This is a genomic window from Enterobacter cloacae complex sp. IR5428 (genome assembly GCF_049238585.1).
Classification (GTDB): Bacteria; Pseudomonadota; Gammaproteobacteria; order Enterobacterales; family Enterobacteriaceae; genus Enterobacter; species Enterobacter intestinihominis.
Genome location: NZ_JBMKHV010000003.1, coordinates 351,933 through 365,573, shown reverse-complemented (window position 1 = coordinate 365,573; position 13,641 = coordinate 351,933). Strand labels below are relative to the sequence as shown.

Below are 13,641 nucleotides of genomic sequence, written 5' to 3'. Positions count from 1 at the left end.
TTACCGGGCCTACAGGACCCTAGGTCGGGTAAGCGCAGCGCCACCCGACAATTTTACTGAACGCAGAAAAGCAAAAAGCCTGCTTAAAAGCAGGCTTTTTTAATTTGGCTCCTCTGACTGGACTCGAACCAGTGACATACGGATTAACAGTCCGCCGTTCTACCGACTGAACTACAGAGGAATCGTTGTGGAGGCTTATCTTAGCGGCGAAAAAACTTTTGTCAAACCTGATCTCAGGCAAAAGTGATTGTTTGATGATTCTGTCGTCATTTTGTTGTAAATCCAAACATAATTTTATGGAAAATACTTTGCAGGATACGCATTTCTGCCCCATCATTTGAAATGGAGTTTCAACTTTCTCGTTAAGGCCCATTTTGAACGTCACCGCACCCCTGCGCCAGGCGATTATGCGCACGCCCTGGTATGCAAAACGTAAGAGTTATCGAGTTCTGTTCTGGCGTGAAATCACCCCCCTTGCTGTGCCTATTTTCCTGGAGAATACCTGCGTCCTGTTGATGGGGGTGTTAAGCACCTTCCTGGTGAGCTGGCTCGGTAAAGAAGCCATGGCCGGGGTAGGGCTGGCGGACAGTTTCAACATGGTTGTGATGTCCTTCTTTGCCGCTATCGATCTCGGTACAACGGTAGTGGTGGCGTTTAGTCTTGGGAAACTTGATCCAAAACGCGCCCGGGAGGCGGCCAGACAGTCGCTGATGATCATGACCCTCTTTTCGATCATCCTTGCGGCGGTTATCCATTATTACGGCAAAGAAATTATCGACATCGTCGCGGGTGAAGCGACAGGTGAAGTGAAGGATCTGGCGCTCACCTATCTGGAAATGACGGTGCTGAGCTATCCGGCGGCTGCCATCGCGCTGATTGGTAGCGGTGCGCTTCGTGGCGCAGGGAATACCAAAATTCCGCTGTTAATAAACGGCGGCATGAACATCCTGAACATCATTATCAGCAGCGTTTTGATTTACGGTGTCTTTTCCTGGGAGGGGCTGGGCTTTGTCGGCGCGGGATTAGGGCTGACCATTTCCCGCTATATTGGTGCGGCGGCGATAATCGGCGTGCTGATGGCGGGAATTACGCCATCGCTGCGCCTGACGCTTAAAAGCTATTTCCGTCCGCTTAACTTCGCCATTATCTGGGAAGTGATGGGGATCGGGATTCCGGCCAGCATCGAATCCGTGTTGTTTAATGGTGGGAAACTGCTGACGCAGATGTTTGTTGCCGGGATGGGAACAGACGTCATCGCCGGCAACTTTATTGCCTTCTCCATCGCCTCGCTCATTAACCTGCCCGGAAACGCACTGGGATCGGCGTCGACGATCATCACCGGCAGACGCCTCGGAAAGGGGCAGATAGGGCAGGCGGAACGGCAGCTTCGGCATGTCTTCTGGCTTTCAACCATTGGACTGACGGCGATTGCGTGGGGAACTGCACCTTTTGCCGGGCTGATGGCCTCGTTCTATACGCATGAAAATGACGTGAAAGAGGTCGTGAAGGTGCTGATTTGGCTCAACGCGGGGTTTATGCCAATTTGGGCCGCGTCCTGGGTACTTCCTGCCGGGCTGAAAGGGGCGCGCGATGCCCGGTTTGCGATGTGGGTCTCCATGCTCGGCATGTGGGGCTGCCGCGTCGTGGCGGGCTACACGCTGGGGGTAATGTTAGGTATGGGCGTTGTCGGCGTCTGGCTGGGGATGTTCCTTGACTGGGCCGTGCGCGGGGCGCTGTTCTACTGGCGCATGGTGAGCGGACGCTGGCTGTGGAAATATCCGCGAAAAAAACCGGAGCAGGAGGTTTCGGAAACGGCAAGTGCCTGACAAATGTGCGAAGTGGAGAATAAATCGGCAAACGATTGAAAATCTGCATTCACCCTTTGACATCCTCAGGGCGCATCGATAATATGCGCCCCGTTCACACGATTCCTCTGTAGTTCAGTCGGTAGAACGGCGGACTGTTAATCCGTATGTCACTGGTTCGAGTCCAGTCAGAGGAGCCAAATTAAAAAAGCCTGCTTTTAAAGCAGGCTTTTTGCTTTGCTGCGTTCAGTAAAATTGTCGGGTGGCGCTCCGCTTACCCGACCTACAAAAACATCGAATCGTAGGCCGGGTAAGGCGAAGCCACCACCCGGCAAAAGCCGCACTACCGGTTCACACGTATTGGCGCCGTTGCCTCCACCAGCCACGGCCGCGCATCGCTGTCCACCCGGGGTGAAAGCGCCTCTCGTACCTGCTGGTGGTACTCATCCAGCCACTGTTTTTCTGACTCGCTCAACAGATGCAGCTCCACCTGGCTTAAATCGATTGGGATCAGCGTCAGCGAGGCAAACTTACAAAATCCCGGACGGCTTTCGACAATCTCCACCTGGTTTTCAATGCGAATACCGTGGCTATCGCCCAGGTAGTAACCCGGCTCAATGGTCATAATATTGCCCGCCACCAGCGGCCACGGGTTGACCTTTTGCGCAAAACGGTGCGGGTTCTCGTGGATCAGAAGCTGATGCCCTACGCCATGCCCGGTGCCGTGGTCGTAATCCAGTCCCAACTCCCACAGCGGACGGCGCGCAAAGGCATCCAGCTGGTGCCCCTGAGTGCCGGACGGGAACTGAAGGGTAATCAGCGACAGGAAGCCTTTAAGCACTGCGGTGTAGTGCAAACGCTGCTGTGGATCGACCTTTCCCCAGGCCAGGGTACGCGTCGCGTCCGTGGTGCCGTTTCGGTACTGCCCCCCGGAATCATTCAGGTAAAAGTGGTCGTGGCCGATGGGCTTGTTGCTGGCCTCGCTTGAGTGGTAATGGCACATCGCCGCGTTACTCGCGGAAGCGGAAATAGTGGCGAAACTCGGCTCGACAAAGCCAGGCTGTTGCAGGCGGAACGCAAGCTGTTTCGCCTGCACGTCAAGCTCGGTCAGCGGCATTCCCGACGCGGCCCGCTGAGGAACTTCCCGGCTCAGCCAGGCCAGGAAATTCACCCATGCCGCACCGTCCTGGTGATGGCATTCACGATAGCCCGCCAGCTCCACCGGGTTTTTCGTAGCTTTCATCAGGGTGATCGGGTCGGTCTGCCAGATAATTTCCCCCTGAGGTTCAACCGCAAAGCGTAACGCCACCGGTGCGGAATCGGGATCGATCATGACCCGCTTACCCTGCGCAAGCTGCCTACAGCGCGGGATAAAGGCCTCCTGAGGCGCAATCGTGAAGGCGTTCCGCACGGCATCCGGCAGCGCATTCAGCTTGCTATCATCCACAAACCATTCCACCGCACCCTCGCGGTTCAGCAGGGCAAACGACAGAGGCACCGGGCAAAAGGGGATATCTGAGCCCCGCACGTTCAGCAGCCAGGCGATATTGTCCGGCAGGGTAACGGCCAGATAATCCGCGCGGTGCTCTGCCAGCACGGCGGCGGCGCGCTGGCGTTTGGCGGCGCTGCTTTCGCCGCTGATGTCTACAGGCATCTCGCGGATAAGCCCTGCGGGGGCGGCAGGGCGGTCAACCCAGAGGGTATCGAACGGAGAGCGCGCGAGCGGTACCAGTTCGCACGGCGTGGCCGAGAGCCGCGTAAACTCTGCATTGGTCATCAGCAGCGTATCAAAGCCGATGCGCGTGCCGGCCGCAACGTTTTTCGCCAGCCACTCGGCCAGCGGCTCGTTGTGCAGATGGTGGATCTCCACCTCGTGGAGATTGACCTGTACGCGGGCCTGAACCTGATAGCGTCCGTCAACAAAAAGCAGCGCTCTGTCTTTCAGTACCAGCGCCAGCCCCGCCGAGCCGTCAAAGCCCGTCAGCCAGGCCAGCTTTGCATCATACGGTGCGCAAGATTCGCTCTGCCAGGCATCGGCGCGCGGCACAATCATCCCGTCGAGCTGATTGTCCTGTAGCCACTGGCGCAGGGCCGTAAGCGGTGATGTGGTGTGCATATTGTGTCCTTAGTATCACCTAAACGGTGGCTCATTGAAGGTGCGCAGCTTACGGGAATGCAGTTTGTCGCCCTCTGCACGCAGTAAATCGATGGTGCGAATACCAATCTGAAGGTGCTCTGAGATCGCCCCTTCGTAGAAACGGTTCGCCTGACCCGGCAGTTTGATCTCGCCGTGCAGCGGTTTATCGGACACGCACAGCAGCGTGCCGTACGGGACGCGGAAGCGGTAGCCCTGCGCAGCAATGGTGGCGCTTTCCATATCGATCGCGACCGCACGGCTGAGATTGAAACGCAGGGCGGAGGCGGAATAGCGAAGCTCCCAGTTACGATCGTCGGTGGTGACGACCGTACCGGTACGCAGGCGCTGCTTCACCTCTTCACCCGGCATGCCGCTCACCTCTTTGGTGGCGTCGTACAGGGCGCGCTGTACTTCAGCGATACTCGGGATAGGAATGTCCGGCGGCAGAACCGCGTCAAGAACATGGTCGTCACGCAGATAAGCGTGGGCGAGGACATAATCACCAATCAGCTGGCTTTCACGCAGGCCGCCGCAGTGGCCGATCATCAGCCAGACGTCCGGGCGCAGAACCGCCAGATGGTCGCAGATGGTTTTCGCATTCGACGGGCCAACGCCGATGTTAATCAACGTAATGCCCTGACCGTCGGTGGTAACCAGGTGCCAGGCGGGCATCTGGTGCTTTTTCCACGCCAGGTCGGAGATGGCCTCTTCCGGTGCTTCGGTTTCGGCGGTGATCCAGATCCCGCCCGCGCAGGAGAGAGCGATGTAAGGGCTGTCCGGGTCAAGGATCTGGCTACAGCCCCAGCGGACAAATTCGTCTACATAGCGGGTGTAGTTGGTAAACAGTACGAACGGCTGGAAATGTTCGGCTGGGGTGCCGGTGTAGTGGCGCAGGCGTGCCAGCGAAAAATCGACACGGCGGGCATCAAAGTGCGACAGCGGTGAAAACTCTGCCGGGTGATAGATCCCGTCCGCCGTCTCATCGCCAATCTGCGACAGCTCAGTGGTCGGGAAATGGCGGGTCAGTCCCGCGCTCATGGAGCGATCCAGCGTCAGCGCTGAGCCGTCTATCACGTACGGGTAGGGGATCTCGTGCAGGGACGGTTCAACGCTGATATGCGCGCCGTAATCCTGATACAGCAGGGTAAGCTGCTCTTCCAGGTAGGGGCGGAACAGCGCAGGACGCGTGATGGTCGTGCTGTAACAGCCGGAGTGGGTGAAACGCGCATAGGCGCGGGTTTTCGGATTGCTGCTGGCGCTGCCGTCCCAGGTGACAGAGAGCGATGGATAAACAAAAAGGCCCTGGGTTCTGGCCTTTTCATCGGGAAACTTCCCTGTTTCGATATAGTCACTGATGGCGCTGCGCAGTGCATTGACGGACTGTTCATACAGCGCGTCGAGTTTTTCCAGCGCCTGAGCCGGGGTCAGGCTGGAGCCCTTATTATTCATGTCTGTCTCCTTGTTCCACAGGTGTGCGGCTATACCCGATAGTATGTCACACGCCTGTGAAACAAAAGTGAGGAGATCAGCTGTGCGCGGTTTCCTTCATCAACAGGGCGGTGGCAGCAGAAAGCAGGCAACCTGCCAGCAGATAAATCGCCACGCTATGCCAGTTCCCGCCGGAGAACGTCACCAGCGCGGCGGCGATAAACGGCGTAAACCCGCCGCCGACCACGCTCGCCACCTGATATCCCACGCCCGCGCCGCTGTAGCGGTAGCTTGCGCCAAACAGCTCGGTAAACATCGGCTGCTGCACGCAGACCACCATATCGTGAGCGATGTTCGCGAGCATGATCGCGAAGAAGACAATCCAGAAGACCGACTGGGCCTCCAGCGCCATAAAGAACGGCCAGGCGCTGAGTGTGCCGATAAGCGCCCCGGTGATATACACCCGTCGACGGCCAAAGCGATCCGCCAGCCAGGCGAAGCAGGGGATGGTCAGGCAGCTGATCCCGCCCACCACCAGGCCAATGTTCAGGAACAATTCCCGCGGCAGGCCGAGGTTTTGCGTGGAGTAGTTGAGGGCGAAGGCGGTGACGATATACATCGTCAGCAGTTCGCACAGGCGCAGGGCGATAATTTTCAGAAAAGCGCCAGGGTGCTGCACCAGCGCTTCCATCACCGGCAGCCGTTTTTTCGCGACCGGTTTTTCGCGTTGCTGCTGCTCAAACTCAGCCGACTCTTCCATGCCGTTACGGATCCACAGGGCCACCACGACCAGCACAATGCTGAAGATAAACGGAATACGCCAGCCCCAGCTCAGGAACTGCTCGTCTGTCGTGAGCTGGCTTATGAGCGACACCAGGCCCGTGGAGAGCAGCAGACCCACGCCATAGCCTACCTGCACGCCGCTGCTGTAGAACGCTTTCTTGTTCTTCGGCGCGCTTTCCACGGACAGCAGTGCCGCGCCGCCCCATTCGCCGCCGACGGCAAAGCCCTGAATGGCGCGCAGCGTCACCAGCAACACCGGGGCCCACCAGCCAATCGATGCAAAGGAGGGCAAAATACCGATCAGCGCGGTGGCAATGCCCATCATCCAGACGGTGAGCATCAGCATGCGCTTACGGCCAAGGCGATCGCCGAAGTGGCCGAAAATTATCCCGCCCAGCGGACGAAACAGAAAACCGACGCCGAAGGTGGCAAACGCAGCAAGCGTGCCCATGGCGGGGCTGATCTGAGGAAAGAATTCACGGTTAAATACCAGCGCAGCGGTAATACCGTAGAGCAGAAAGTCATACCAGTCGACGACGGCGCCTGCGAAGCTACCTAAAGCGGCGCGGCGGGCGCGGTTAAGCGAAGGTGTCTCCTCGTTGCGGCGAGCGGAGATGAGGGTGGAGTCCATAGTTGTCCTGTCTGTACTGATTTTTAATTATTGGTATAAGAAAAGGTCACTCACGTTGCAGCCGTCATATTGACGGAACGTATGAGACTACCGCGACAGACGGCCTGAGAAAACGTTTTTATCTTTCCTGAAAGCGCAGAATCAATAAATTTCATCTTATCGGGTTCCAATATAAATCAGCCTGTTTGGCTCCGGTTAGGGCTGAATGGTTTACAGTAATAATGATCGCTGTGTGACGTAAGCTGAGGGAATAACGATGCAACGCCTCTTTCCTGCACTCTGGGTAGTCCTGTTTTTGGTGGCTTCGCCGCTGCATGCGGAGCCAAAAGTCTACGGCGAACAGCGCATCCACCGCTGGTGGGATGCGGTAACAGACGATATTTCCCAGACCTGGGAGCAGCCAGATCGTTACGATCTCTACCTGCCGTTTCTGAGCTGGCATGCCCGCTTTATGTATGACAAAGAGAAAACGGATAACTACAACGAAATGCCGTGGGGCGGCGGACTGGGCGTTTCTCGCTACAACGACGAGGGCAACTGGAGCGCACTCTTTGCCATGATGTTTAAAGATTCACATAACGAGTGGCAGCCCGCGATGGGCTACGGCTGGGAAAAGGGCTGGTATCTGGATAACGCAAAAGATTTCCGTCTGGGTCTGGGAGCCGCCGCGGGGATCACCGCGCGCGACGACTTTGCTAACTATGTCCCGCTGCCGTTTATCTTCCCGCTTTTCTCTGCCAGATATAAGCGCGTCACCGTCCAGTTCACCTATATCCCCGGAACCTACAACAACGGCAACGTGCTGTTTGCCTGGCTGCGCCTGGGCTTTTAGAGGGTGATCACTTTTTTGGCCACTGCGTTGGACAGGATCAGCAGCGAAAACAGGACCGACGTAACAAAGGTGAGCACAATCAGAGCAAGTTTGGTGCTCAGGGACGTTACCGGAATGAGCGCCGTCAACAGGTGAAACACCGAGTAGTGCATGATATAGACCCCGGTCATCGTTTTGCTAATGGCGGCCAGCACGGACTCTTTAAACTCCGCATTGCGGCGAAAACGTACGCCGTTGGCCGCAATCACCAGGGCAATAATCAGGATGTAGATTTGCGATCCGGTGAGGATAAAGGCGTTTCTGTCCGCTTTAAATAGCGCAAAAAAGAAATGCCGTTCGTAAAACCACGTGAAGAGATAGATAAACGGTATGGCAATCACCGCTGCCCTGACCACATTTTTGCGGCCGATCCACGCCGCAATCTGCGGATCGCAAAAGAGCTGCCCCGTCAGATAAAACAGCAGCCACGTCCACAGGCGATACTGCGGCGACAATGAAAGCACGTGGACATCAGGATAGAGGGCTGACAGCAAATCGTACCCGTATGAGAAAAGCAGCAGGGTGACAATCACCCCGCAAAACAGCGTTCGCCGCTGGCTGAGCCACTCCACCGCCGGATGAAAAGTGTAAATCACGACAAATGCGAACACGAACCAGGGCTGGATCAGATATCCGCGCTGATAGGGCTCCCACAGGTAGTAAATGGTTACCCAGAACAGAAAGACGATCACCAGGCTTTTGATCTTATCCAGCTGCCAGCGCGTGCCGTGTCGGGATTGCCCATCCAGATACCCTGCAACCACAAAAAACAACGGCGTGGCGATGGTCGAAATGAAGGTTAAAAAACCGAGGATCCAGTGATAGTCATAATCGTAATGGTCCCAGGTGTTGTAGATGGTGAAGAAGGTGACCGCCGTCATACAGCCCAGCGTCTTGATGATGTTCAGCCCTGTCGCATTCATTGTTGTTCAGCTTCGTCCTTACGATGAAAACACGCGTAAATTACGGGGAGTACCAGCAGCGTCAGGATTGTAGCAAACCCAAGCCCAAACATAATCACAACGGCCATGCTCTGGAAGAACACATCCAGCAGCAGGGGGGCGAGGCCAAGCACGGTCGTAAAGGCGGTGAGCAGGATGGGACGCAGGCGCGACGTGGCGGCGTAAACGATCGCACTGTGCTGATCCTGCTGCGCTTTCTGCTGCTCTATCTCTTCCACCAGCACAATGCCGTTGCGGATCAGCATCCCGCTCAGGCTCAGCAGGCCAATCAGTGCCATAAAGCCAAAGGGGATCCCGGTAAGTAAAAAACCGGGCGTAACGCCGATCAACGCCAGCGGCACGGTCAGCCAGATAGCGACGGCGTTTTTTACCGAACTGAACATCAGCACCGTGATCACAAACATCACCAGATACCCGAGCGGCAGCGTGGTAAATAGCCCCTGCTGCGCTTCGCTGGAGTTCTCCGCGTCCCCGCCCCATTCAATGCTGTAGCCGTGAGGCAGAGGCAGGGCATCTATTTGCGGCTTCACGCGGGCGAGAATATCGCCGGACGTTTGCTGGCTTAGCGGGTCAGGGTCGGTCTGCACGGTCAGCACGCGCGAGCGGTCGCGACGCAGGATCAGCGGATCTTCCCACTCCAGCGCGAAGCCGCTGACGACGTTGCTCAGCGGAATATACTGCTGCCGGGTCTGGCTCCAGACCAGGACGTTATTCAGGTGATTGGCGTCCAGCCGCTCACTTTCCGGCGGGCGCACCACCACGGGTAACAAGTCGCTTCCTTCTCTGTACAGTCCCGCCCGGCTGCCGGAGAAATTCATCTCCAGGGCGTTATCGACGTCTTGCTTATCCACGCCAAGCTCACGTCCCAGCGCGGTGACGTACTGCGGGCGGATCACTTTGCTGCGGTTTTGCCAGTCGTTCCTGACGCTGTCCGTCGCCGGATCGCGCGTAAGAATACTGTCTACATGGCTGGCGATCAGACGCAGCCTGTCCGGATCGGGGCCCTTAATACGTATTTCAATGGCGCTGTCACCGGAGGGGCCAAACATCACCCGTTTCGTGCTGGCATTAACCTGCGGGTAGTTCCGTGCGATGTACTCATCAACGTGGCGGGTCAGGGCGGGGATGTTACGCTGGTCGTCCATTCTCACCATGATTTGTGCATAGTTGCTGTACTGCCGCTGTCCGCTGTAGGTCAAAATAAATCGCATACTTCCCTGACCAATCGTCGAGACCGTAGTTTCCACACCAGGCTGGCCGTTAATGGTTTTCTCGATATCGCCAGTCATCTTCTCGGTCCAGTTAATGTCGGTCCCGTAAGGGAGCCAGAGATCGACAAAGAAAATTGGCGTACTGGATGAGGGGAAGAAGTTCTGCCGCACCGAGCCAAAGCCCCAGATGGCGGCAGCCAGCAGTGCGGCCATCACCATCAGCGTTGGCGCTTTACGCCGTAACAGTGCATTGAGCAAACCCCGGTAGATCCGATAGATGCGTTTGTCGTAGGGATCCGTTTCGTCGGCGTCTGGCGGTGCAGCGTCATGTTTAAACAGCCACCATTTAATCAGCACCGGCGTAATGGTGAGGGCTGAGAACCAGCTCAGCATCAGCGAAATCAACAGCACCTGAAACAGCGACTTACAGTATTCGCCGGTGGAATCCTGTGACAGCCCGACGGGCGCAAAAGCCAGGATGGCGATGACCGTCGCACCCAGCAGCGGCAGCGCAGAGCGGCGAATTATAGCGTTAATGGCGTTAAGCAGGGGCGAGCCCTGCTGCCGGGCTATCAGTACCCCTTCGACAACCACGATGGCGTTATCGACCAGCATACTGAGGGCGATGATCAGCGCCCCCAGTGAAATACGCTGTAGTTCTATGCCCCAGAGATACATGATCAGCAGCGTGCCCAGCACGTTGAGCGCGAGGGAAAAGGCGATAATGAGCCCGCTGCGTAAGCCCATAAAGATCAGCAACACACCGACGACAATCGCCAGCGCCATCAGGAAATTAATGATAAATCCGTTGACGGAATGCCCGACCTCCGCCGCCTGATCGTAAAACAGGTCGATATGGATACCTGCCGGTTTCTCGGCTGACATCTGCTCAAGCTTCGCCTCCAGGGCATGTCCCACGTCGATCACGTTAACGCCGGGGATAAAGGAGACGCCCATGGTGACGGCTTTTCTGCCGTTGGCATGGTAGATGCTGGCAGGGGACGCATCCAGCCCACGTGACAGGGTGGCAATATCCCGTAAGCGGGTAGCCGCCCCAACGCCGGGCGGGGTCACTATGAGATCGGCTAGCTCGTCAATACTTTCGAATTCTCCGGTAGGATGCAGACGAATTGACTCAGTACCGGAGGGGATCTCTCCCGCGCTGGAAACCACGTTCAGCCTGCTGAGCTGGGCAGAAAGCTGGTTAAGCGTAATCCCGCGCGCGGCCATTTTGCTCAGAGAAATGTCCACGTTAATCTGCTGGGTGAGGGCTCCGCCGATGGCCACTTTGCCCACGCCCGGCACGAGGACCAACTCCCGGCGCAGCTGCTCGGCATACCGCACCAATTCCGGATTGCTGAATTCATCGCCGGAAATGGCAAAGAAAAAGCCGAACACATCGCCAAAATCGTCATTCACAAACGGGGTCACTACCCCCGGTGGAAACTGTCGGGCGGCATCTCCCACCCGGCGACGCAGTTCATCCCAGATTTGCGGCAGCGCATTTGAGTGGTAGCGCGAGGCTATATTGACCGTGATCTGCGACAGGCCGCTGGAGGAGATGGAGCTGACGTTATCCAGGTAAGGTAACTGCTGAAGCGCGTTTTCCAGCGGCAGGGTGACCTCTTCCTCAACCTGCTGCGCCGACGCGCCCGGATAATGAGTGATTACCACCGCCGTTTTGATGGTAAACGCCGGATCTTCCAGTCTGCCGATGTTCAACAGGGCAATAATGCCACCTACGCCCAGCAGCAGAATAGTCAGCCAGACGCGAACCGGGTTGCTGATAAACTGACGAGAGATATCCATTACAGTCCCCGTTCACGCGTCCAGATACGTACCGGCTGGTTGGGATGTAACTCCCCAACGCCTGCGGCCACCACGCGTTCACCGGCCTTAAGCCCACCGACGATGACGACCCCCTCAGCGCTGACTTGCCCGACGCTGACCTTACGATCTTCCAGGTGCAACGTATCGCCTTCGCCCGTCACCACCCAGACGTGTGGCTCATTGCGCGGGCGGTTATCCGGGTTAAAGACCGCTTCAACCGGCACCACCAGCGCCTCACTGCCCACGCCCGCCGGTAGGTTGGTTAAATTGATGGTGACCGTTCCGCTGACGCCGCCCACGACGGGAAAATCATCCGGGCGGGGCATGGTTAAAATCACCTGCCAGGTCAATGTGTTGCTGTCGCTACTGCCTGAGTGCTCTTTGTACACAGCGGTAAACTCGCGACCGGGCAGGGCGTTGATCCTCACTACCGGTTTGTACTGCGCATTGCGGATATCGAAGGTGTTAAACAGGTTCTCTGGAAGGCTGAACACCACGTCCAGCAGGTCGGTACGGGTCAGGGTGACGACGGGCTGGCCGGCTGAGACGACCTGATGATTTCGCACATGTACGCTGGCCGCTGTCCCGCTAAAGGGGGCGACGAGCGTCATCTGGCTTCATTCCTCGCGAGCAATCTGTAGCGCGGCGTTTGCAGAATCGCGGTTTGCGCGCTGGACATCCATCTCGGCCTTCGACACGGCCTGGCGTCCTGCCAGGGTCTGGAAGCGGTCGAATTGCCGCTGAGCCAGGGTCGCCGCCGTTTGTCTGTCGTTCAGACGCTGCCGGGCTTCGCGATCGTTAAGACTGGCGAGCCGTTGCCCCTGTTTGACAACGGCACCCTGGCGAATGTCCAGAGTCTCAATCTGCCCGGCACGTTTGAACGCGAGATCGGTGGCGTCGCCGGATTCGATACGCGCGGGAAATACGCGCTGCTGCGCGTTGCCGGCCTTGACCACCTCTGTGACTTTTACCATTTTTGGCAGGGGTGCGGCGCGGTCGGGTTTGGGGTCGCACGCCGTCAGCAGCAATAAAACAGCAGGCAGAAGAGAGAGGTAGCGCTTCACAGTATTCCCCTGATAATAATTGTTTTATTTATTTCGTCATCAATGCTGGGGTGGCGCTATTCCGCCAGGGCCGAGACGACCACATAGGTAAATAAACCGATTGCTGTGCTGGCGATAATGGCAAGCGCAATAAACAAACCAAGGCGAATCAGGCTCAAACCGTACATGCATTCCTCCATGAGGTTGAAGGTGGCGCGGGATAATGAGAATGAACATGTTGCATGTCTGACTATGAGCATAGTCGGTGAATAAATAAATGTTAAATAACCATTATTAGTGGCGTGACATACTCAGGCGAAACAAGCGATACGATAGCGTATCCCCTTTGAATAACATCCTGATATTCCTGTGCTACGTTTAATAGCATCCATTCCTTTTTTCCGTAAAAGGCATTCACGCCTGTACCCATGGGTTTGATGCGATCTCTCCTGATTCACTCACTGTTGTGTTGGTTATAAAAAGGATGCTTGATATGTATAAAACGATTCTGGTGCCGGTGGATGTATACGAAACAGCGTTGTCTGATAAAGCGCTACAGCATGCCCAATTCCTGGCGCAAAGCGCATCGGGTAATGTCCATCTGCTGTACGTTATGCCAAAGTTCGCGGCGGAATTGACCCGCGGTTTTATTGCAGACGCGAGAAAGATGGATGAATATATGATTAATAATGCTAAAGAAAAACTGGCCGCGCTGGTAAAAAAAATCAGCCTGCCGGAAGCAAATGTCCATCTACATGTTCGGAGCGGGAATATACGTGATGAGGTAATCAAACTGGCGGATGAACTTAACGTCGGCGCGATTATTGTGGGGTCGCGCAATCCAAATATTCAAACCCATTTATTAGGGTCAGAGGCGGCGAGTATCGTTCGTTATGCACATGTTCCTGTTTTCGTTATTCGTTAATGACATGAAAGCAAG

The 13,641-nt window shown here is 56.4% G+C and carries 7 protein-coding genes, 2 tRNA genes and 2 pseudogenes; 4 read left to right on the top strand and 7 right to left on the bottom strand.

Annotated elements, in window-relative coordinates; all coding sequences use genetic code 11:
* Window positions 1-105 precede the first annotated feature (105 nt).
* Window positions 106-181, bottom strand: a tRNA-Asn gene (locus ACOTXC_RS06430).
* Between the two features lie 161 nt (window positions 182-342).
* Between ACOTXC_RS06430 and emmdR the strand changes: the two are divergent.
* A pseudogene (gene emmdR, locus ACOTXC_RS06425) lies at window positions 343-1,826 on the top strand (multidrug efflux MATE transporter EmmdR).
* 103 nt (window positions 1,827-1,929) lie between these two features.
* Window positions 1,930-2,005 (top strand) — tRNA-Asn (locus ACOTXC_RS06420).
* Between the two features lie 143 nt (window positions 2,006-2,148).
* Here ACOTXC_RS06420 and ACOTXC_RS06415 read toward each other — a convergent pair.
* The 3 genes from ACOTXC_RS06415 to shiA form a co-directional block, all read right to left on the bottom strand.
* Complete coding sequence (locus ACOTXC_RS06415; RefSeq protein ID WP_023300519.1) at window positions 2,149-3,921, bottom strand: aminopeptidase P family protein; 1,773 nt, start codon at window positions 3,919-3,921, stop codon at window positions 2,149-2,151.
* 15 nt (window positions 3,922-3,936) lie between these two features.
* Window positions 3,937-5,391: an AMP nucleosidase gene (locus ACOTXC_RS06410; protein WP_421767505.1), complete on the bottom strand. Its 1,455-nt coding sequence runs from the start codon at window positions 5,389-5,391 to the stop codon at window positions 3,937-3,939.
* A gap of 76 nt (window positions 5,392-5,467) precedes the next feature.
* Complete coding sequence (gene shiA, locus ACOTXC_RS06405) at window positions 5,468-6,784, bottom strand: shikimate transporter (protein ID WP_022648594.1); 1,317 nt, start codon at window positions 6,782-6,784, stop codon at window positions 5,468-5,470.
* 256 nt (window positions 6,785-7,040) lie between these two features.
* On the opposite strand from shiA, the gene pagP reads away from it, so the two are divergent.
* Window positions 7,041-7,616 (top strand): lipid IV(A) palmitoyltransferase PagP, encoded by a 576-nt coding sequence (pagP, locus tag ACOTXC_RS06400; RefSeq protein ID WP_421767504.1) that lies wholly within the window; start codon window positions 7,041-7,043, stop codon window positions 7,614-7,616.
* On the opposite strand, the gene ACOTXC_RS06395 is transcribed toward pagP, so the two are convergent.
* From ACOTXC_RS06395 to ACOTXC_RS06385, 3 genes and pseudogenes are all read right to left on the bottom strand, one after another.
* Window positions 7,613-8,536, bottom strand: a complete 924-nt coding sequence (locus ACOTXC_RS06395; RefSeq protein WP_160863192.1) for an acyltransferase — start codon at window positions 8,534-8,536, stop codon at window positions 7,613-7,615. The genes pagP and ACOTXC_RS06395 overlap by 4 nt on opposite strands.
* A gap of 38 nt (window positions 8,537-8,574) precedes the next feature.
* A complete protein-coding gene (locus ACOTXC_RS06390) occupies window positions 8,575-11,637 on the bottom strand; it encodes an efflux RND transporter permease subunit (RefSeq protein WP_032676173.1) in 3,063 nt (1,020 codons plus the stop codon).
* A pseudogene (locus tag ACOTXC_RS06385) lies at window positions 11,637-12,722 on the bottom strand (efflux RND transporter periplasmic adaptor subunit). The gene ACOTXC_RS06390 and the pseudogene ACOTXC_RS06385 overlap by 1 nt, the downstream one beginning before the upstream one ends.
* Window positions 12,723-13,194: 472 nt before the next feature.
* Between ACOTXC_RS06385 and ACOTXC_RS06380 the strand changes: the two are divergent.
* Window positions 13,195-13,626, top strand: a complete 432-nt coding sequence (locus ACOTXC_RS06380; RefSeq protein ID WP_421767503.1) for a universal stress protein — start codon at window positions 13,195-13,197, stop codon at window positions 13,624-13,626.
* The last annotated feature ends 15 nt before the right edge of the window (window positions 13,627-13,641 follow it).